This is a genomic window from Nitrospira sp. Nam74, from assembly GCF_965152615.1.
On sequence record NZ_OZ224220.1, the window covers coordinates 2,766,643 to 2,788,838 of the forward strand.

Annotated in this window: 17 protein-coding genes; all 17 read right to left on the bottom strand. The window is 55.8% G+C overall.

The genetic code is table 11. The features are described from left to right. Positions 1-27 precede the first annotated feature (27 nt). The 17 genes from ACWHYZ_RS12965 to ACWHYZ_RS13045 all read right to left on the bottom strand — a co-directional run bounded on the left by ACWHYZ_RS12965 (position 28) and on the right by ACWHYZ_RS13045 (position 21,920). Entirely contained in the window at positions 28-828 is an 801-nt protein-coding gene (locus ACWHYZ_RS12965; protein ID WP_447983111.1) for an SAM hydrolase/SAM-dependent halogenase family protein, read from the bottom strand. A gap of 93 nt (positions 829-921) precedes the next feature. Next, complete coding sequence (greA, locus tag ACWHYZ_RS12970) at positions 922-1,395, bottom strand: transcription elongation factor GreA (RefSeq protein WP_447983112.1); 474 nt, start codon at positions 1,393-1,395, stop codon at positions 922-924. An 83-nt stretch (positions 1,396-1,478) separates the two neighbouring features. Next, a complete protein-coding gene (gene carB / locus ACWHYZ_RS12975; RefSeq protein ID WP_447983113.1) occupies positions 1,479-4,760 on the bottom strand; it encodes a carbamoyl-phosphate synthase large subunit in 3,282 nt (1,093 codons plus the stop codon). Positions 4,761-4,806: 46 nt separating this feature from the next. Further along, positions 4,807-5,751: a M48 family metallopeptidase gene (locus ACWHYZ_RS12980; RefSeq protein ID WP_447983114.1), complete on the bottom strand. Its 945-nt coding sequence runs from the start codon at positions 5,749-5,751 to the stop codon at positions 4,807-4,809. Positions 5,752-5,802: 51 nt separating this feature from the next. Then, positions 5,803-6,768 carry a signal peptide peptidase SppA gene (gene sppA / locus ACWHYZ_RS12985; protein ID WP_447983115.1) on the bottom strand — a complete coding sequence of 322 codons (966 nt, stop codon included), beginning with the start codon at positions 6,766-6,768 and terminating at the stop codon, positions 5,803-5,805. Next, the gene (gene carA / locus ACWHYZ_RS12990) at positions 6,761-7,930 is read right to left on the bottom strand and encodes a glutamine-hydrolyzing carbamoyl-phosphate synthase small subunit (RefSeq protein ID WP_447983116.1); all 1,170 of its coding nucleotides are present in this window, start codon (positions 7,928-7,930) and stop codon (positions 6,761-6,763) included. The genes sppA and carA overlap by 8 nt, the downstream gene beginning before the upstream one ends. Beyond that, positions 7,927-8,478, bottom strand: coding sequence for a DUF4149 domain-containing protein (locus tag ACWHYZ_RS12995; protein ID WP_447987581.1), 552 nt, complete (start codon positions 8,476-8,478; stop codon positions 7,927-7,929). The genes carA and ACWHYZ_RS12995 overlap by 4 nt, the downstream gene beginning before the upstream one ends. A 45-nt stretch (positions 8,479-8,523) precedes the next feature. Continuing rightward, positions 8,524-9,822 (bottom strand): dihydroorotase, encoded by a 1,299-nt coding sequence (locus ACWHYZ_RS13000; RefSeq protein WP_447983117.1) that lies wholly within the window; start codon positions 9,820-9,822, stop codon positions 8,524-8,526. Next, positions 9,819-10,742: an aspartate carbamoyltransferase catalytic subunit gene (locus ACWHYZ_RS13005; protein ID WP_447983118.1), complete on the bottom strand. Its 924-nt coding sequence runs from the start codon at positions 10,740-10,742 to the stop codon at positions 9,819-9,821. The genes ACWHYZ_RS13000 and ACWHYZ_RS13005 overlap by 4 nt, the downstream gene beginning before the upstream one ends. Next, complete coding sequence (gene pyrR, locus ACWHYZ_RS13010) at positions 10,739-11,314, bottom strand: bifunctional pyr operon transcriptional regulator/uracil phosphoribosyltransferase PyrR (protein WP_447983119.1); 576 nt, start codon at positions 11,312-11,314, stop codon at positions 10,739-10,741. Before pyrR ends, ACWHYZ_RS13005 begins: the two co-directional genes overlap by 4 nt. Before the next feature lie 170 nt (positions 11,315-11,484). Continuing rightward, the gene (locus tag ACWHYZ_RS13015; RefSeq protein WP_447983120.1) at positions 11,485-13,257 is read right to left on the bottom strand and encodes a hypothetical protein; all 1,773 of its coding nucleotides are present in this window, start codon (positions 13,255-13,257) and stop codon (positions 11,485-11,487) included. A gap of 36 nt (positions 13,258-13,293) precedes the next feature. After that, entirely contained in the window at positions 13,294-14,604 is a 1,311-nt protein-coding gene (locus tag ACWHYZ_RS13020; RefSeq protein WP_447983121.1) for a glutamate-5-semialdehyde dehydrogenase, read from the bottom strand. 112 nt (positions 14,605-14,716) lie between these two features. Beyond that, positions 14,717-17,917: a hypothetical protein gene (locus ACWHYZ_RS13025; RefSeq protein WP_447983122.1), complete on the bottom strand. Its 3,201-nt coding sequence runs from the start codon at positions 17,915-17,917 to the stop codon at positions 14,717-14,719. Beyond that, positions 17,901-18,560: an HAD-IB family hydrolase gene (locus tag ACWHYZ_RS13030; protein WP_447983123.1), complete on the bottom strand. Its 660-nt coding sequence runs from the start codon at positions 18,558-18,560 to the stop codon at positions 17,901-17,903. Before ACWHYZ_RS13030 ends, ACWHYZ_RS13025 begins: the two co-directional genes overlap by 17 nt. Then, positions 18,560-19,477, bottom strand: a complete 918-nt coding sequence (locus tag ACWHYZ_RS13035) for a decaprenyl-phosphate phosphoribosyltransferase (RefSeq protein WP_447983124.1) — start codon at positions 19,475-19,477, stop codon at positions 18,560-18,562. Before ACWHYZ_RS13035 ends, ACWHYZ_RS13030 begins: the two co-directional genes overlap by 1 nt. Before the next feature lie 548 nt (positions 19,478-20,025). Then, complete coding sequence (locus ACWHYZ_RS13040) at positions 20,026-20,589, bottom strand: DUF4136 domain-containing protein (protein ID WP_447983125.1); 564 nt, start codon at positions 20,587-20,589, stop codon at positions 20,026-20,028. A 671-nt stretch (positions 20,590-21,260) separates the two neighbouring features. Then, the gene (locus tag ACWHYZ_RS13045) at positions 21,261-21,920 is read right to left on the bottom strand and encodes a DUF4410 domain-containing protein (RefSeq protein ID WP_447983126.1); all 660 of its coding nucleotides are present in this window, start codon (positions 21,918-21,920) and stop codon (positions 21,261-21,263) included. Positions 21,921-22,196: the final 276 nt, after the last annotated feature.

Below are 22,196 nucleotides of genomic sequence, written 5' to 3' on the forward strand. Positions count from 1 at the left end.
CAGTGTGACAAACGGTGTCTCTCATTGTTATGTGATTTCCATTCGCGCCCCGCGTCCCAGCTTCAACATATGGGCAGCGCTCCTCTCCTTGATGAAAACTTCCACCTGGCCGTTGCTGTTGATCAAGGCGCGGGGCGCGTCACTGAAGCCATCGGCGTAGCAGGTCGTGAGATCATCAATAGTTATTCCCGCAATTCGGATCGAGACCGCTGGGCGCTTGGTATATCGACGGATTTCGGCAAGGTGGGATGGCGTGATGTTTGAAATCAGATTCCCGAAATGATCGACGTAGACAATGCGTCCCACGAAGGTCGATCCTTCCCAAGCCGGTTCATGTGCAGGAAACGTGTTGACGTCTCGAATCAAGGGCCCAAACGAACCGGGCGCCTGTCCTCGAGTCAGCCAAGCCGCTGCCGGGGCAAAGAGGTCCCGTCCATCGAATGTCGTACCATCTGCGTCCAGCCGATACTGCTTATTCTGGATCTGCCGAACTTCAACTGATAATTCGTCTCGAACAATATCGGTCAGCAATCCATTGTCCGGAGCCAGAAAGAAATACCGCGACGTGCTCACCAACAATGGCCTCCGTGCACTCCCGACCCCAGGGTCCACCACGGCGACGTGGACGGTGCCATCCGGAAAGTATCGATAGCTGGACTTCAACAAATAGGCGGCGTCCTCAATCTGATAAGGAGTCACCTGATGGGAAAGATCGATGATGCGGGCCTGAGGATTGATGTTCAGGATCACACCCTTCATGCTGGCGACGAAATAGTCACGGTCGCCAAAATCGGTCAGCAATGTAATTAGAGAAATGGCTGGGGGCATGGAAGTAGTCGCCTTCAGCAATCAGCCTTGAGCTCTCACGCGAGGAGTACTTTCGAGAAGCTGACGGCTGAAAGCTGATAGCCGGCAGCTCAATCAAATATCCTCAAACCGAATTTCCAACACTTCATACTCGACAACTTTGGCCGGGGTCGTGACTTCAACGAGATCACCAACCCGTTTGCCGATGAGAGCGCGGCCGACAGGTGACTGGACCGAAATCTTTCCGTCCTTCAAATCTGCCTCATCTTGTCCTACCAACGTATATTGCTTCTTTTGATTAGATTGGGTTTCCAGCAGCGCGACCGTCGCGCCGAATATGACCGTCTCACTGGTTCGATTGGTGTTCTCAATAATTCGCGCATCGGCCAACTTCGCTTCCAATTCCTTGATTCGCGATTCGATGAAGCCTTGACGATCTTTGGCCGCATCGTACTCGGCATTCTCGCTGAGATCCCCATGGGCACGGGCCTCGGCGATCGCTTCAATGATCTTGGGCCGTTCCTTACGGAGACGCTCCTGTTCCGCTTTCAACGCCTCATACCCTTTTTTCGTAATCGGTGTCGGCATAACCCCTCTCAACACGGTGGAGAATGACGAATAATGGTGATGAAGTCACTCACGGGCGTTTCGACTGCATGCCTCCTCGAGCATCACGTTTTTATACCGTGATGCTCCTGCAGGGAACGGATCGTCAGTCCCTTTTTCTGAATCGCTTCGATGCCCATGATCGCCGCGCGGGCGCCACGGATGGTCGTGAAATAACAGACGTTGTGTTGAAGCGCCTCGCGACGGATCGCGGCAGAATCGACGTGTGACGCCTGGCTGCCGACTGTATTCACCACCAGATTGATTTCGCCGTTTTTAATGTGGTCGACAATGTGCGGCCGACCCTCTTTGACTTTATTGACCAACGTCGTCGGCACCCCTTGTTCTTGCAGATAGGTTCCGGTGCCTCGCGTGGCCTCGATGAGGAAACCCAGGCGGTGTAATCGATCGGCAATCTCGAGCGCCGCCGCCTTGTCCTGTTTCTTCACACTCAGGAACGCTTTCCCCGCTGCAGGAAGAGATACTCCAGCCGCGGCTTGTGATTTCGCAAAGGCCCATCCAAAATCGCCGTCAATGCCCATCACTTCTCCGGTCGACTTCATCTCGGGTCCCAACAGAACATCGACCCCGGCGAATTTGGTAAATGGAAAGACCGCCTCCTTCACGGCGACATAGCTGCTGAGTTTCGCGGCGGTGAAGCCAAGCTCTTCCAGTGTCCGTCCAGTCATGACCTTCATCGCAAGCTTGGCCAGCGGCACGCCGATGGCCTTACTGACAAACGGCACCGTTCTGGATGCTCGTGGGTTCACTTCCAGGACGTAGATGATGCCGTCCTTGACGGCAAACTGGGCATTCATCAGTCCCACGACGTTGAGTTCGAGCGCCAGCGCAGTCATGTCGCGTCGGATCTGTTCGATCACGGTCGCATCCAAGGTATAGGGCGGAAGCGAACAGGCCGAGTCGCCCGAGTGCACCCCCGCTTCTTCGATGTGCTCCATAATCCCTGCCACGACGACACGCTGTCCATCGGAGATTGCGTCCACATCAACTTCAATGGCGTCTTCTAAATATTTGTCGATCAAGACGGGATGGTTCGGCGAGGCTTTCACGGCTGAGCCCATGTATGCGAGCAAACCAGATTCATCGTACACGATTTGCATCGAGCGGCCGCCAAGTACATACGAGGGCCGGACCATCACGGGATAGTGAATATTGGCGGCGACCCGGATGGCTTCCTCCACGGATCTTGCCATCCCGCTCGCCGCTTGGCGTAGGTTGAGACGATCCAACAGGGCACAAAAGCGTTCACGGTCTTCCGCCCGATCGATGGCGTCCGGACTTGTCCCCAAAATCTTGACCCCGGCGCGTTCGAGCGGCAGCGCCAATTTGAGCGGCGTCTGCCCTCCAAACTGGACGACCACCCCCATGGGCTTCTCGCACGCGACAATATTAAGGACGTCTTCTTCAGTCAGCGGCTCGAAGTAGAGCCGGTCGGACGTATCATAATCCGTGCTGACGGTCTCCGGATTGCAATTGACCATGATGGTCTCGATGCCTTCTTCTCGCAACGCAAAGGCGGCATGGACACAGCAATAGTCGAACTCAATTCCCTGACCAATCCTGTTGGGTCCCCCGCCGAGGATCATGATTTTGCGGCGATCCGTTGGGCGCGCTTCGCACGTTCGTTCGTACGTGGAGTACATGTAGGGCGTCTTCGCTTCAAATTCCGCGGCGCAGGTATCCACTCGCTTATACGTCACCTGCAAACGTCCGTCTGTGCCTGCTGACTCGGTTCGTCGACGCGTCACCTCGTCTTTGTTGCACCCCATCAATTGGGCGATCCGGTGATCCGAGAACCCCAGCTGCTTGGCCTCGCCAAGAAGGTCAAGATTCAGTCGCCGCTCGTTCTTCTCTTGCGAGGGTTTACTCGCCTCAACCAGTCGGCGTTCGAACGTGATGAGTTCATGAATCTGATCCAAGAACCAATGATCGATCTGTGTGAGCGAATATAATTCCTCGATCGTCATCCCGATCCGCATAGCGTCGGCCACGTGCCACAGTCGATCAGGACGGGGCGTGTGCAGAGCCGCGAGGATTTTGGCTCGGATCTCATCCCGTTTGTCCGGTGCCGGACAGGCATGGTCGAGACTATGTACGGAAGCCAACCCATAGCGATCCACTTCCAACGAGCGGATGACTTTATGAAAGGCTTCGTTGAACGTCCGTCCGATCGCCATCGCCTCGCCGACCGACTTCATTTGGGTCGTGAGGGTGGAATCGGCACCGGGAAATTTTTGAAAGGCAAACCTCGGGATCTTGACGACGACGTAATCGATGGTCGGCTCGAACGACGCCTTGGTGACGCGCGTGATGTCGTTGGTAATCTCATCGAGCGTATATCCGACCGCTAGCTTCGCCGCGATTTTTGCGATGGGAAAACCGGTGGCCTTCGACGCCAGCGCCGAGCTCCGCGAGACCCGTGGATTCATTTCGATGATGACCATCTCTCCGTTTTTGGGATCGATGCCGAATTGAATATTGGACCCTCCGGTATCGACGCCAATCTCGCGAATGATCCGGACCGCCGCATCCCGCATAGTCTGATATTCTTTGTCCGTCAGTGTCATGGCGGGCGCCACGGTGATACTGTCGCCGGTGTGGATGCCCATGGGGTCGAAGTTCTCAATGGGACACACAATGACGACATTGTCCTTGAGGTCCCGCATGACCTCGAGCTCGAATTCCTTCCACCCGATGACGGAGCGTTCGACCAGAATTTCGCCGACGGGACTCATGGCCAGGCCCCAGTCGACATACCGCTCAAACTCTTCGCGGTTGTACGCAATGTTGCCGCCAGTGCCTCCCATGGTGAACGACGGACGGACGATCGCCGGAAAACCGACGCGCTCCAGGACGCGCGCCGCCTCATCGCGACTTCGAGCCGACCCACTGTCCGGAGTCTTCAGCCCGATCCGTCGCATTGCCTCCTTAAACGCCTCGCGATCTTCTGCTTTGTGAATCGCCTCCGCCGAGGCGCCAATCAATTGCACATTGTATTTGCCCAACACCCCTCGCTTGGCCAGTCCCACGGCGACATTGAGTGCAGTCTGTCCACCCATGGTCGGCAGGAGGGCATCCGGACGCTCCCGCTCGATGACTCGCTCGACGACTTCCAAGGTGATCGGTTCGATGTACGTGCGGTCCGCCAGTTCAGGATCGGTCATGATCGTGGCCGGATTGCTGTTGATCAACACGACCCGATAGCCTTCTTCCCGAAGCGCCTTGCACGCTTGCGTGCCCGAATAGTCGAATTCACAGGCTTGGCCGATCACGATAGGACCAGAGCCGATCAGCAGGATGGTTTGAATGTCTGTACGTTTAGGCATCGTTCCTTTAGAGCATTCGTTGTGCAATTGCAGCGCGAGTAATGCCCTACCCTGTCTTCGGCATGGGAATGAAGATGGGCGGGGCTGATGGAATGGGCGCACTATTGGGCAACGCCCCGTCGTGGTAGTAGTGCAGCGCTTCCGGCAACCAGTTTTCGATTTGATTAATACGCGTGACGTCTGAGGGATGGGTCGACAGAAACTCAGGAATTGCCGCCTGCGACCGGAAACATAATCTCCCGATTAGATTTTTCGGGCATCCGCTCATCCGCTCCCAAAAAGGAACGGCTTCTCGAGGATCATAGCCGGCTTGGGCCATGAGTCGGAGTCCAATATAATCCGCCTCCGATTCCTGCCGCCGGTTGAACGGCAACGAGACGCCGATGCCGTAGGCGCTCATGGCACCCATCGCTACGCCCGGGTCGACACGTCCGGTGGCCGCCCCGGCGAGCGCACCGAGTTGCGCGATTTGTTCGAGGATGCCGCGACTAATCCGCTCGGCGCCGTGCCGCTGTAACGCATGCGCCACCTCATGCCCCATCACGGTGGCCAATCCTGCTTCCGTCTTCGTGTACTGCAGAATTCCGGTAAACACCGCGACTTTTCCGCCGGGCAGCGCGAAAGCGTTGATCATCTTGTCATCCTGAATCACGGCAAATTCCCAGTGATATTCCGGCCGGTTCGCGACGGCCGCAATGCGATCCCCAACCCGGTGGACCATTTCATTGATCTCCGGATTTTCATTCAATCGGGCTTGACGTAGGACCTCATGAAATGCTTTCACTCCCATCGAGATCTCTTTGTCTTCTGAAAAGAAAATTAGCTGGTCACGTGCCGTGCCTGGGGCACGATAACAGGAGGCGAGTGCACCGCCTAGACTGGTGCACAAGCCGGCTGCCGCGGCCAGCCGTAATGCCATCTGCAGGACGCTACGACGACCCACAGAAACGGTCGATAGCCGGTCCCATATGTCATCCTCACCACTCGACACGCCTTGCCTCTCACTCGATGTTCGGCATCTATAATGACCCGTTCGTCTTTCTTAGGGCATCCAGAGATACATAAATTGCGGCGTCCCTCCGCGAAACATGGCCGTGAGGTCAAGATTGGCCAAAGACAGCACCTCTCCGGATCCTCCGAGAACCCGAGAATAGATGTTATTTTTATATTCGCCGGGGCGACGGTATGTCACGACACTCGCTTCTTTTATGCCGGCTTCGCGCTTCGCCAATTCGATCGCATCATCCAGATACCCGATACCGTCGGTCAGACCGAGCGCCGTTGCCTGCTCGCCCGAATAAATCCGGCCGTCGGCAAACTTCCGAATTTCCTCCGGAGACAGATGTTTTCGACCTTCATGAATCACAGAAAGAAACCGTTCATAAAACGACATGATGACGGCATGAAAAATCTCGCGCTCTCCGTCCGTCATCGCCCGAAACGGCGATCCCATATCTTTTCGCGGGCCGGACGTGACGGTGTTCGCCTCGAGACCGATTTTTTCTAACAGGCCTCGAGCATTGACCGTCATCATAATCACCCCGAGGCTACCCGTCACGGAGGATGGATGCACCATCACCTTATCGGCGGCCATCGCTACATAATACCCGCCGGAAGCGCCGACATCCATAATCGACGCAATGACGGGCACCTTGCGTTTGTGTTTAAAGGCCTGAAGTTCGTGATAAATGATGTCGGATGCCGTCACGGTGCCACCCGGACTATTGATGCGCAGCACCAGTGCTTTGATATTCTGATCCTCAGCAGCTCGGCTGAGCTGTTCCTTGATTTGTGCCACCATGCTTGGTTTCTCAATCAAGCCCTCGCTCTCATGAGAGCTGATGACCCCTGAAAGGTCGACGAGCAACACTTTTTCCGCTGCAGTTCCGCTCAATCGCTTTTCTTCAATCGGCGACGGTGCGGGCAACAGATTCACCGTAATGCATCCCGACAAAAGGGATGCACCGACGGCCGCGAGAATTCCTTTCCACCACGGTCTCTTAGGCATGTGTCTTCTCCATCATGGTCACAAATTGCTCAAATAAATACGCCGAATCGTGCGGACCCGGTGAGGCTTCAGGATGATACTGAACGGACATGACCGGTTGATCCAACCACGTCATCCCTTCTATGGAGTCATCGTTCAAGCTCATATGGCTGATCGTGACCCTGCCATAGGGAGTATGGATGGTGGGGGCTGCCGTCGCATTGCGATCGAGGTTCGGAATCTGCACGGCATAATTGTGATTTTGTGATGTGATCTCCACTTTTCTCGTTCGAAGATCCATGACCGGATGATTGGCCGCATGATGCCCGAATTTCAACTTCCGCGTGTGCAGTCCTGCTGCCAATCCAAGTAGTTGGTGCCCTAAACAAATACCGAGCACCGGCACATGACCGATCAATGACTCAATCGCCTTGATGGCATACGGCACGCCTTCAGGGTCTCCAGGCCCATTCGATAGCACAATTCCCTGCGGCCTGAGCGCTTTGACCGACTCGGCTGGTGTCGAGGCAGGGACGACCGTCACCGTACATCCTACATCAACGAGCCGGCGAAGGATGTTTTGCTTGACTCCGAAATCATAGACTACGACATGATAGCGCCGGTCAGAGCGCTCGTTCTGTTCCTGAGTCTCCGGTTCCCAGTGCCCCGAGCCCGTGATCCATTCATAGGGCTTATCACAAGTCACTTCTCTCACCAAATCTCGTCCAATGGTTGACAGGGCCGCCTGTGCTTTTTCCACTGCCGCGCGGGGACTCACATCCAAATGAGAGATGAGGCCTTGCTGAGATCCCGCGTCGCGCAGATGCCTGGTCAACTCCCGCGTGTCAATCCCTTCAATCCCCACGACACCAGCCGCCCGCAGATACTCATCCAGCGCCTGTTCGGATCGCCAGTTGCTCGGACGGCGGCTCGATTCTCTGACGATGAACCCTTCAGCCCAAATACGTCGGGACTCGCCATCTTCTTTCGCCACCCCGTAATTGCCAATGTGGGGGCACGTCATGGTGACGATCTGTCCTTTATAAGAGGGATCGGTCAGAATTTCCTGGTAGCCCGTCATGGCGGTATGGAAGACGACCTCCCCCACCGTCTCGCCCTCAAAGCCGAGCGCGCGACCTTCGAAGACCGTCCCGTCTGCCAATGCAAGAATCGCTTTTTTCAAGATACCACCTTCCTTGACGTCAACCAGTGCGTTAACTTGATCGGTATCAGGGCGATGGCAAGTCCCAGATTTACCACATAAAGTGCCCGGACAATGTAATGTGATTTAAAAAATGCTTCATAGGCGGTCTTGCGCGCCGCTTCGTCCTTAATGGCAAACGCCTGCTCTTGCAAACGCACGGAGGAGGGCTCCAACGCAAAGATTACCAATGCAGCCGCCGTGATCATGGTCGTCAGCACAGCCCATTCAATACGGGACAGTGCCGTGTCCATGCCCGCAGCCCGTCGGCTCATCATCGTTCTCAGCAAGGCGCACATGCTGAGAATCCCCCCGCTCACCAGCACCAACCGGTTATATCCATCGAACACGCGGGTCAAGAAACGACCGCCCGGCTCCATGCCAAATGAGTTAAAGACGGCTGGGATCACCGCTGCGATAATCATCACTAATCCACCAATCCAGATGGCAAGAGCCAGTAGCTCGGACGTGTAGCAGACGATGACCCACCGAGCCGCTCTTTCGTTATTCCCTATTCGTGAATCGTTGATCGTAAAGACCCTATTGTCAGGTCAGCGCGAATAACGATTCGGCGATTAGCGCACGTCATCTGATTCATACACGATCCGTCCACCGAGCAGCGTCGTCTTGACCCGTCCTTTCACTTTCCATCCTGCAAACGGCGTATTCCGGCTTTTAGAGCGAAAGCGTAATGGATCGATTTCCCATGTCTCTTGGGGATCGACGATGACCACATCCGCCTGCACCCCCGGGGACAACGTCCCTGTGCTCAAACTGAATGCCTTGGCTGGAGCGGTCGTCAGCTTTTCAATCGCGGACTCCAACGTCAGGATACCTTCTTCCACTAGGGACAAGGTCAGCGGCAATGCGGTTTCGAGCCCGACGATACCATTGGGGGCGGCGGCGAACTCCTGCTGCTTCTCCTGCCCAGCATGTGGAGCATGGTCCGTCGCGATGACATCAATCGTGCCGTCCCGCAAGCCTTCCTTGATAGCTTGCACATCGTCCCACTTTCGAAGCGGAGGATTCATTTTGGCCAGTGTATTGAAGCCGCGCACGGCTTCTTCCGTCAACGTAAAGTGATGGGGACAGGCTTCCGCCGTGACGCGAATGCCGCGCGCCTTCGCCTCCCGAACCATCCGCACGGACCCGACGGTGCTGAGATGGGCTAAATGCAACCGTGCGCCGGTCAGTTCGGCCAACGCCAAGTTGCGCGAGACCATCACATCTTCAGCCGCTGCGGGAACTCCTTGCAGACCCAGCTGCGTCGACACGATGCCTTCGTTCATGCAGCCACCTTCGGACAGATGCAAATCTTCGCAATGGTCGATGACCGGCACATCGAAAGCGAGGGCGTATTCCATCGCACGCCGCATCACCATGCTGTTCATGACGGGCCGACCATCATCGGAAATCGCGACGCATCCCGCTCGGCGCAAATCGCCGAGTTCCGCCAATTCCTTGCCCTCCGAACCCTTCGTGATGGCGCCGACTGGAAACACGCGGGCATTGCCGGCCGCTCGAGCCTGCTCAAGAATGAATTCGGTGATGGCCTGCGAGTCATTGACGGGATGTGTATTCGGCATGCAACAGACCGATGTAAAGCCCCCTGCCGCAGCGGCCGCCGTACCCGTTTTGATGGTCTCTTTATATTCGAATCCCGGTTCCCGTAAATGGACGTGAAGATCGACAAATCCCGGCAGAACTAATTTATTGCGGGCATCGATGACGCGTACATCGCCGCTCTTGCCACTTGCCTTTGCCAAAAGCTCGTGTCCGACCGCCATGATTTTTCCATTGTCAATGAGAACATCGGCGACTTCATTGCATCGTCCAGGATCAATGACATGGCCGCCCTGAATAAGAATTGTCACCCGTTGCCTCCGCTCAGTAAGTATAAGACGGCCATGCGCACCGCCACGCCGTTCGTCACTTGATCGAGAATGACGGAAGAAAAGCCATCTGCAATTTCAGGGGCGATTTCCACGCCCCGATTGATAGGGCCGGGATGCATGACAAGCGCCCCCGGCTTGGCAAGCTTCAGCCGCTCGGGCGTTAAGCCATAGAGTCGTGAGTATTCTCGAATGGTGGGAAAGAGCGCACGTCCTTGTCGTTCCAGCTGCAGGCGCAACATCATGATGACATCGACATCCCGCAAACCTAGATCCAGATCGTACGCCACCTTCACGCCGAACCGTTCGATGCAGGCCGGCATCATTGTTGCCGGTCCAACCAGCCGAACATCGGCCCCGAGTTTCGTCAAGGCATAGATGTTTGAACGCGCGACCCGGCTATGCGCCACATCTCCCACGATCGCCACCTTCAGTCCTTTGAGTTCCAATTTTTTCTCGCGCAGGGTGAAGAGATCCAATAGGGCCTGCGTGGGATGCTCATGCCAGCCGTCACCCGCATTGATGACGGAGGACTTCACCCCCCTGGCGAGGGTTTCTGCGGCGCCCGCCGACGAATGGCGCAGGACGATGATATCCGCCTGCATGGCTTCGATATTTCGGGCGGTGTCGAGGAGCGTTTCCCCTTTGACGACACTGCTATTGGATGGCGAGAAGTTAATGACGTCGGCGCTTAAGCGCTTGGCGGCCAACTCGAATGATGTTCGTGTGCGCGTGCTCGGCTCAAAAAACAGATTTACCACCGTCTTTCCTCGGAGCGCCGGCACCTTCTTGATTTCCCGTCCCGTCACTTCCTTGAACGAGTCGGCCGTCTCGAGGATTTGCATAATTTCGTCGGCGCTCAATGAGGCGATGCCCGTCAAATCCTTATGCTTGAGACTCATGGGGCGCCTCCCGGTGCTTCTTTGGAGTCTTTGAGGATGACGACCCGGTCATCCTCCCCTTCTTCTTCCAAAAAGACCTGCACGATCTCATCGCGCGAGGTCGGCACATTCTTCCCAATGTAATTCGCCCGGATCGGCAGTTGACGATGCCCTCGATCCACCAAGACGGCCAACTGAATTTCAGCCGGGCGCCCCAGATCCATGAGACCGTCCATAGCTGCGCGGATCGTTCGTCCGGTAAAAAACACATCGTCGACCAGCACGATTTTTAAATCGGAGATGTCGAACGGGATGGTCGTTTTGCGCAGGATCGGCTGGTCCTTGCGCATCGACAAATCATCCCGATAGAGAGTGATGTCAAGTTCTCCGGACGGCACCTGCACGCGTTCGATTTCCAAGATGCGTTTTACCAATCGATGGGCCAGGTACACGCCGCCGGTCCGGATACCGACAAGAGCCAAATTCTGCGTGCCCTTGTTCCGTTCAAGAATCTCATGGGCGATACGAGTCACGGCCCGAGCTACCTCGCTGGCATCCATGACCAATTTTTCGCTCTTGTGACCAGTGTTCATGATCGCTTCAGGGCATAAAAAAACCTTCTTACCCGAATGGCAAGAAGGCTTCGCGTTTGAGGGCGACGGACAAGTGTCCGCTGTGCATGAACTCTACTCCTTGCCCACCTCACCGGATGAGCGTTAAAGGTGGTCGTATCTTATCGACTCATCGGTGGAGTGTCAAGCGATCAGCCTGCCGTCTGCAAGAGATGAAAGAGTGTGAGATTGGCCTTCAATCTCGACTGAGGCAGGATACTTTGATGCATGCGAAACGTGGGGAGCGCGTCAACCGATTCAAGCTGGACAATGCGAAGCCTATGGCTTATAAGGGTGTCCCCCATCGATCGTGGACCCACCACGAAGGCAAGGCCACCCGACTTGAGCGCGCGCGCCAGTGCTGAGGCGGCGTCCGTCAGTTCGCGCGGATCGTCGAAGCACGAAAACGGAACCCAACGATAGATCCAATCATACTGTTCACAATACAGACTGGTCCGGTGAATGTCAGCGGGCATGAGACTGACACGAGCCAAGGCCTCAAGACGGCCGATCAGAGCAGCGGAATTCCATAATAGCTGTGCCTGTCTCTGGGCCAGCGCGGGACGAGTATAAAGGATGGTGTGATGTGCTCCAGCAGTGAGCGAGACACACGTGTGAAGCGCGCCGTCAAGATTATCAATCAGGATATGCGAAGCCCGAGCATGCATGGCCCTTAACTGTGGAGAGTCCCCGATAAGATCCTGAAGGTAATCCGCAACGAACGGCTGAGTGGAGGCTTCGGCGATTTCGGTCCCATCATCGGGGTACAGGAGCACGGCGCCAAACGCCTCAGCAGGACTCACACTCGGCGGTGCACCCCAAAACAAATGCCGCCAGCTCGAGGAAGAGGCTAATGGCGCGACCGGAATGTCCCGTAATGTTCCCCATGACGATTTAATCGGCACTTCAGTATGTTGTGCGCCATCCATTAAGATCAGCGATCCTTTCGACACGCCGACACGTCGATCTCCCCCGCTCTGCTGTGCATTGATATAGGATGTCCCGACGGGGTCATCAGCACACGTTACCTTCTGCACGGTCTCACCTTTCACCGTTAGGCAGAGACCACGAAGGTTGTCATAATATCGGCGCGAAGGCTCCGATGAGGGCAACCATGTAACCTGGTTCGATTGTGGGGGATCTATGAAGACATCAAACGGCTTGCGGCCATCAGATGTCTTCGGAACGAAATATGCGCTGAACAACCGGAACGCCGCATCGGAGGGGTACGTCGGAATACCACGATAGCGGAGCGGCAATGGCTGAGCGTGTCCTTCGTTTTGATCGTCGTACAGTCCGCGAATCAATTCGAATGCCGCCGAGCCGGTCCCCGGCAACAGCGATTGAAACAGTTCCACCACGGGGAGAAAATCGATCCGGCTCCAGTTCATCGCGCCCATGCACGCCATGAAACGGGCGCGCTCGAATGTGCCATCATCTAAAATATAGAAGGCATCCTTTTTGTGTCGGATGCTCGCTTGTCCTGTGGGGTCAATGACCAAGTCGTCATCGCTGTAGAAAAAGCGAACTTCTTCGAGCGTCACCCGCAACGCTTGGGCAGCCATGTGGCGGAGGTCATCTGGCCGCAGTCGTTGCCAGCCGGGTTTTCGAGAGAGATTCAGCACCGTCGAATTGACAAGCCCCCCCGGTTTCAGGCCTACCCACTGTCCCCAATCGAGTCGAAACCGAGCGCGGGTGAGGCGCACGGTCCCGTTAGGCTCACACGACCATTCGCACTCATGTAGTGGATTGCCGTCAGGATCCGTCGCAAGAATTCTACGGCCATGAGGACCATACAAGACGAGATGACCGGACGGCTGTTGAACGATCCGCCCCCGCCCGGCGGTCACATCGTCGCGATAGGAAAGATTGGATGTAAAGGAGAGGTTCCCTGGATGGGTCAAAGCGGAAAGATTCACGGTCACGGCAAAACTTTTACCTTGTTCATTTTGCCTTGTGCATTATTCCCTGATCTGGCCACTGCCAAGCACAACAAACTTCGAGCATGTCAGCTCTTCAAGTCCCATCGGGCCTCGAGCATGTATCCGTGTCGTACTGATCCCGATCTCGGCGCCGAGACCAAACTGATTGCCATCGTTGAGTCGTGTGGACGCGTTGACCATGACCGCACTGGCATCCACCTCGCGCAAAAACCGCAGGGCGCGACCGTAATCGTTGGTGACGATGGCTTCGGTATGGCGGGAGCCGTATCGCGCAATGTGTTCCATGGCTTCTTCGATGTTCTTCACGACCTTGACGGCGAGGATCAACGATAAAAACTCCTGACCATAGTCGCTTTCGTCAGCCGGTTTCACTTCAGAGCAGAGCGACACGGTTTTTGCGCATCCGCGCACTTCGACTCCCGCCTTCATCAAGTCGCTGATGAGTTCCGGCAAGACCGCCCGAGCACTGTTCTGGTGGACCAGCAACGTTTCCATCGCATTACAGGTCGAAGGTCGCTGCACTTTCGCATTGAGTGAAATGGTCTTGGCCATCACCACATCGGCGTCGGCATCGATATAAACGTGGCAGACGCCCTTGTCATGTTTGATCACCGGAATGCGAGATTGCTCCGTCACCGTCTTCATCAGGGATTCACCGCCGCGCGGGATGATGAGATCGATATATTGATCCTGCTTCAGCAACTCCGCGACCACGTCGCGATCAGTACGGTCAATGAACGTAATGGAGCCGGATGGCACACCCGCTTGTTCCGCCGCCTCAGCCAAGACAGACGCAATGGCCGTATTGGAGTGAATGGCCTCGGATCCTCCGCGAAGCACACAGGCATTGCCTGACTTGAGACACAGCGCCGCAGAGTCCGCTGTTACGTTTGGGCGCGATTCATAAATAATTCCGATGACACCGATGGGCACGCGCACCCGACCCACCTGCATGCCATTCGGGCGGCGCCGCATGTTCAGCGTTTGACCCACGGGGTCCGTCAGCTTCACAATTTCACGGATGCCGGCAGCTATCGCCTCGATCCGCTCCGGCGTCAACCGCAGCCGATCGGCCATGGCTTGCTTGTCCTTGGATGAGCCGAATGCCTCGAGGTCTTTCTCATTGGCCGCGAGAATGTCGTCGCGCCTTGCAACGAGTCCGTCAGCCATAGCGGCTAAAGCACGATCTTTCAGAGTGGTGGACAGAGAGGCCAGGCGCCCGGCAGCCGACCGGGCTTTCTGCACCAACTCAAGGACGTAGTCGGTGGTCGGTTTTGGGGCCACATCCGCCGAAGAGACGTCATCGACCGTTGGAATCTGTGCTTCCATGAATCCTCCCACGCCAAATATCTCAAGCAAACGAGCATAACGTTCTGACGTAAGAAGCGTCAAGCGGGACGATCCGCCAAGTATTCACTGATTGAAAACGCCCTGCATGATTTCATTGAGCGGGGATACGCTCAATATCCAACGGCGTGTTTGGCGGAAAAGCCGGGCCGAGGCGAACCGTGGGCGATACTCCCGCGACACGAACATGCATCCGCCGCCCATCCCACTGCCAATCAACTCGTCCCCCTGCAATGGGCAGGCCCGACACCTTCATTGAAGCTCGAAGCCAGTCGGCTGGAATGCCGGCGCCGATGATAATCGCAGGCTCAGTCGTCCACTGATCCCAATAGGTCAGTATGTCGAGTTGGAGCAAGGCCATTTCCGCCGCAGTCCAATAGTGAGGTGTGACATGAGGGGGCCGCAGCCATCCGCGAATACCGTCCCATCGATGAAAACTATTTTCAGGGCCATCGCCTTCCCACCACGTATACAGCCCGGGAGACGCCTGGTGTTCCCAAAACCATCGCACGGTCTTCCATGCGCGCTCTGGTCGCTCCAGCAACAGCCATTGATGCGCTTCACCGATATCGAAATAGGTCCACAGCGGCAAGTCTCGAAACGAGCCGTCGGCGGTCCGCAAGGTGGTCCAGCGCGATTGAAGGGCCGCTCGCAGTTTGTCTTTTGAAGCACCCGCCACGCCGGTCGGCCATAGTGCATTCACGTATGTTCGGTCGTTGTTTGACTCGGGCGCGGTAAATGCACGCTCCCATGCTAAACGAAGGGCTTCCGCTCGTGTGCGCCACCGGTGGGCAAGTTCCTGCTGGCCGACACGCAAGGCCAAGTCGGCGGCATCGGCGAGCCCACGATAACTGACCGCGTTGACAAAGAGGAGTGGCCGATGATTGTCCATACGACCAATGATCAACCCGTCACGGGCTGCCTCGCACACCAGCCCTAAATCCTGACGATGCGAGACGGCAGGAACAATGGGTTTCTTAATAGCTTTAAAAATCGGTCGAGATGTGTCGAGCATCGCTTCAATAAATTCGGCTTTGCGTCGCACATGAGGCCAGATGCTCCTATCGTACTCTTCACGTCCAATGCGTACGGCCACCTCTTCTAGAGCCCAAATGGCCAAGCCTGGCGCGTCCGCTTCCGGCCCGAATCCTCCGAAAAAATCTTCTTCCGCAAACTGCCGTGAGAGCGCCTGCGCCAGTTCGAGATGACCAGCGTGCGCTAACGCCACCACCTCATAGGCGCCGTCACGCAACCACGGACGTGGATAATTCATCGGATCCCCCGGTCGGGTCTCCGCGCCGACGAACCCCATCATGATATGGGCGAACTGCGCTTGAAGGCTGGTCACAAACTCTGCGTCAGGCACATCGATCTGGAGGTCGCTGTGAGTGGCGATGATTCCAGGGGGCACTTGCTTCCCGGCATCGTTGCGCGCAATGTGCACTCGCCATTCGGTCTCGTGGCTTAATTCAAGACGGGCATACCCCCATCCCGACTTGCCCGCCCAATGCGCCGCCCCTGCATGATCTCTCGTCCATCCGCGTTGGCCTTCCTCCCCGACATCGACTCGGATCGGCTGAGGATCCATCGTGACGGCCCACCGGTTGTTGATGGTCAGGGCCTGTCCGTTCCAATCCAGCCCCTGCACCGGCCCTCCAGCGGGACCGACGCTCCGAATGACCAGAAACATCTTCGCCTTGAATAGTGACTTCAGCTTCAACTGGAGTGTCCACCGCCCGCTCCCTAGAGAAGACCACTGAGCTTGGTAATAGGGCGTGTCTGTGACGATCGCGGCAAAGCCTCCGCCATCAGAAGTCACCCCATGCTGACGGATAGCAGGGAGTGGGATCTCGTCGCTCGTTGTCAGCAGCGTTCCCTGCTCATCCGTTAGCCATATCGATACGCCGAAGCTTCCGACCCACGGACTGAAACTACCGCCGGGTTCTAGGTACCCTTTCTCGACTTCCGCGGTTCCTGGTGCCGCCAGCACCACATGCCCTTGACCCCGTGGCCACGGATCCGTCGGCCTTGCCTCCATCTGCTCACGGACTCCGTATAGCTCGGCACGCGACTCGCTGATCAACTGTGCCGCGTGTTCCAGCTGTAGTCCATTATTCACTACCATCCCGCCTACTAATAAGGCGGCGGCTACGAGTGCAACCGGCCGGGCCTGCGTGAGCGTACTGAGCGCAGCCAGAATCACCAAGAGAGGAACGAAGTGCAATGAATACAAAAACGTCTCGTTCCCATAGAGGGTATGCAAAACAAATTGACCCAGCAGCACCGTGCCCAGCACGAAGCGGAATCCTCGATGGTCCCACATCCTGATAAAAGCCCACGCGCCGAGACCGAGGAGCACAAACCATATGAGCGTCACACCCCATCCCACTAAACTCCCCGTCCCCAACAAGGCGCTTTGGGTCACCAGCTTCGGCCAGGCCTTTAGATCTGTCTCGAGGAGCTGCCAGCCGGGCTCATCCGCAATACGAAAGGCCGGCATGACGATGCTATGCGCGAAGAATGATCGTGCCACGCCGGCGATGCCACCGGACTCCGGATCAAGCAGATATTTCGTCTCTTCTCGGTCGCCGAGGAAAAACTGAGCGGTTGGAAACAAATACTTCTGGATAGCCCAGAGTAGAACCACCACGCCGAAGGCATTGATCGTGATCTGAGCGGCGCGTCTCCAGGGATAGTTCGCGACGGCCGCCGCGATTCCGGCCATCCAATTGGTCAGGGTGAAGCTCAGCGTGAGCGCGCTCACGAGTACAAATTGCCACTCTCTAGCACCCTGTCGTTCGGCCATGATAGTGAGCAGAAGCGCCAGGAGAATACTCACTGAGCCGAGCGGATAGGTTTCGGGCACGATGAACCAGAAGATGGATCCGGCGCTGCACCCGGCGGCTAAGGAGAACAAAGCCGCATCGAACAGCCGACATCCGACAAGCCTCAAGATCATGAACAGAACTGCGATCCAGATACCCGCGACGACCGCGTTGAATACCCGAATGGAGGTCGCGAGGTCCAGTCCCGCAATCTGTGTTAACCCATAGACGACCGGATGCGTAAAGAGGGAAAACAGGGGATGTACTTTTGTGCGGTAATGGTCGCTCCACCGATATGCCATATTGTCATAGACCCGAGCCAGGTCGGATTCGAACCAGACATCATACGTATTGAGGAGGATCGGCGGGAGCACGGCCGAAGCATGATAGAAAGCACTCCCGACAGCCAAGGCTAAGACGAGGACGATCAGCAGATCCCGCCAAGACAGGGTGTTATTCCCAGATTGCACAGCGGATACCTTGCAGGTTGGCCAAGCGGCGGGCTTTGAACGACCCATTGACAAGCGTCGCCTTGTCCACCAGCGCCAGGAAAGCCAGATCGGAGGAATGGTCGGCATACGCAGCTATGGTGGATCCTACGTGGGCGTCTTTCAATTGTTGCAGGCATCGGACCTTTTCTTCGCCCCTGTGATTCGGCCCCGCCAATTTCCCCGAGAGGTATCCGTCCACCCATTCTGCTTGCGTGCACAGCACGTGGTGGAATCCAAGTCGACGTCCGACTTCATGAACATAGAAATCAAAACTGGCGGTCAGTAACACCAAGAGATCACCGCTGCGGCGATGACTCTCCAGAGTCTGCAGCGCTCCACGGCGCAAGCCTCCGGCAAGAAGACGATCGACGAATATTCGCGACCACTGTTCCACCTCGTGCCGTGATGCGCCACCCAAGACTGCGTGAAGGAAGTGCTGCTTCAGTTCGGTATTATTGATTCGGCGTAACGTATATTTCAGCACCGACCAGGGAAGCGGTAGTATGCGAAGCAGACGCCGCGGGTGGCGAATAAGAAATCCCGCGAGGTAGGCCACATAGCTGTCGCGACGAGTGAGCGTGCCGTCAAGGTCGAAGATCACCACGCAACGTTGAGTTGTCATCAGCCGATGTAGACAATGACGGCGAAGGTCACCACCCACGCGAGGATGGCCGTGCGCAACGGTTGGTCCTTGATCACCAATTGTGTCGGCGATCCTCCTAAATCCTTGCGGTGAATCAGATAGAGATAGCGAAAAATGCCGAAGACCACGAAGCCTGCAGTCAAGTACAGCTTGCTGGAATGAAACCGGGCCATGGTAGTGCCGTCAAGGGTGTACAAAATATACGTGATCAACGTAACGGGGGTGACCACCGCGGTGAGAATATCGACAAGCGGAATCGTATACTGTTCGAGAACCGGTCGATGGGAATTGGCGATTTCTCTCATGAGCAGCAATTCATGGCGGCGTTTGGCCAACCCCAAGAATAACGACAACAAAAAGGTCGCCATGATGAGCCACGAGGACGGTTCAACCTGAATGATGAGGCCGCCGGCAAACACGCGAAGCACAAAGCCGGCGGCGATGGTAAAGACATCCAGGATGACGACATGTTTCAGGTGCAGGCTATAGAGGACATTCATCCCGCCATAGGCCAAGACCACGGCAAGAACGGGTGGAGACACATGGACGAGGACGACCGAAACCGCCACTAAGAAACACGCCGCGGCAATCGCGACACCCACAGAGAGCGCACCTGAGGCGATCGGTCGTTCCCGCTTGGCAGGATGCAGCCGGTCGAACTCACGGTCACGAACATCGTTGAATATGTAGACCGCACTCGACATGGCGCTAAATGCCAGAAACACCAAACTTACCAGGGCGAGTTTCTCAGTCTGTGCGGCCTCGCCTGAAAAGAAGACGGGGGCAAAGACAAAGACATTCTTGATCCATTCCAGCGGCCTCATCGTTCGACCGATGAGAACCATGTCTTTCGAAAAACCTGAGACGACTTCTCCAGCGAGGGCGACCACTTTCATGGATATCCTCTATATGTCGTTGCCACTACATTCTTACCACGTAAGTATCTCAGCTAATCAAGAAGGAGGAAAGATGAGTATCCGAAAACAACTCACGATTGTGTAGGAAAACCTGCGTGCAGGGTGAAGGACTCGGCCTTTCTCGGCAAGCCAGTAGACTGGCTATCTCCCCTGCCCGCAACTCCAGGAACAGGATTGCTATGGTATCGCACGGATTGAGGTCGGTGAGAGTCGACGGCCTACAGCACGGAAGGTTTTCCACATCGCATTACGGCATGGACGACATCGCCCATATTTGGACGAGCGTGGCTCCTGTATTAAGACTTCACAATCACCTTACTGCCAAAACTGAAGCCTCTTCAGACGACTTGATTGGTTAGCATCTCATCTTTGAGAGTATGCCACGGAAACCTGATTCACCAACTATCACAATCAATAGACCCATCGCAAAGAGCATTTCGATAGAGACCGCGTAGTCCCCAGCTCATTCCCTATGCACTATGTCACCGCATCGCTGCTGCAAAGCCGTTACTCAGCTAGACAGACTGCTATTGCCCGGCTTTCGGCGGATAATTCTCAAACGCCTTAGCTATAGCCTTTTTCCCCAACTCCATATTTCCCTGAGCTGTATCCTCGAGGTCCGCTACCATCGTTGCGCGCCACACCAGCTCCTTCTTGGCAGGCTGGACAAGATCGATGATGAGGGTCCCTTCTTGGTACTCATAGGTCGAGACGCCGGTGTAGCCCGCTCCCCATCCATACCCGCCGCGCCAGGTATAGGCGCCGGGGGTCGGACCGGTGCTTTGGACGCGCTGCTTGTCTTTCACGCCGATCCAGTAATGCACCAGCAGGTCGGGATGTTGTTCTAATGGCACCTGCTGAAGTCCCTTCTTATTCAGTTCATGCGCAACAGTGGATTCGATCCGTGTGCGGGTCAGAGAATTATCGAAAACGCCGCCTCTGTTCATGTCCGTCAGACCTGTGAATACGAAAGTTCTGAATTTAGTGAAATCGGCAGCCGGATCAAAATCCGTCTTCACATTTGGCCCCGTGCAAGCATAGAAACAGAATCCGACGATAGCCAGATTGAAAAGAATTCGGTGTGTCTTCATCGCGTTCTCCTTTAACAAAGTTTCAGAGACAATGATGCGCAGATTCCACGGTCATCGATAGCATAGAGTCGCGAAAGTCCCATGCTAGAGGCCGGTGTCGGATAATCGGGCGAGACGGACTCCCATTGACTTCGTTGGACAATCGCCAGGTCGTCCAGACCGCCAAAAAAGCCGTCTGCTGTAGTTAAGAGCTATCTCGTTACGGGCTCAACGTTAGAGAACCTCACGTGGTTCTATCTTAATTGTAAGGACACCTTGCCAAGTCTGTAATGGGCCAGGAGAAATATCATGGTACAGAAGCGGAGGTTTTCACGAACGAGTTCGTCAGCCATCGCTCATTAGGTTCGATGTCGCACAAACGTTGCTTAGGAATTGCTCATTAGATGATGAACCCATGATTGTCCTGATTGTCGATCACTTCGGTTGGATCAGCCGCGAGCTTGTACATAGGACTACGTGCGGACGCGGTCATCTTACCTTGCTATGCCCGTGAAAGACCGCAAGGCGATGAGGCTATGGTTGCCAATATAGTTGTTTCACGACATCATCTCCTTGCATCACAGCAAAACTATACAAAGAGTCTCTACAAGAGAAGACACGTATATGGTCATCGCTCCGCTACATCTCTCCCAGGTTAGTGTCGCGATGGAGGCGCGGAGCCGGAACATGTCTCACGGCATCCAATCCTTTTTCGCATACAAATCTGCCAGAGAGGCAAGCGCCTGCTTCGCGCATGACACGGCCATTTGCTCCATCACCAAGCGATCGTTGTCGACATTCCCGCTATCCACAACCATTTCACTTCTGTCCGCGTGGGTCATGAATTCGAGAAGATTGATGTTTCCATCTTCACTCACCTGGTGTACATGCACCCTAGCATCAAGCTGCTTTCCTGCGGGGCTTACTCCGACGGTGATGTGCCGGAGACGCACCCCTTCCCCCACGTCTAGGAAAGCACCCGCGATGACAAGTGCATTTCGAGGACTGCGTTTGCCTTTTCGCGCGCGTTCGGTATCAATTCCAAGTTTCAAGAGACCATGCACCAACCGATCGACTAGGGCCTCAGCCACCTCCTCGCCCATGCGACGTTGATACGGCGTAGGCGTAATATATCCGCCGCCATCTTCAATCAGATCCTGGAACAAGGGCTGCTTGTCCGTCACCTCTTCACGGCTGATCGCAAAGTCGTACACGAGTACCTTCGACGGACGCGGGGATTCGCCGGTCATAGTCTCAGCCCTAAAACTGCTCGCGGCATTGCTGCAACCGAACACTGCGAGAGCGCTCGTTAGCGCCATCACTCCCAATCCCATCGTTGTTCGAAAGCTCATGGCTTGGTACGCCTCTTACCGCGATTACGCGCGCTGTTGGCAGCCCAGACACCCGTTATGTTGCAGATCGCCTCCTTACTGTTCCCGGAAAGCGGTGTACCGCAGGACCTCAGGTTGTTCATAAAGCACAGTGGTCACGACAGGTCCTCCAAGCACCGCCTCGTCGACGGCATCCTTGACGGTTTACCGACCTTCCCCTGAACCGAAACTTGTGCCGCAAATGTACCAGCAGCCAAAGCGGCTGCAAGCTGTCAACGATCATGATCATCCAGGAAG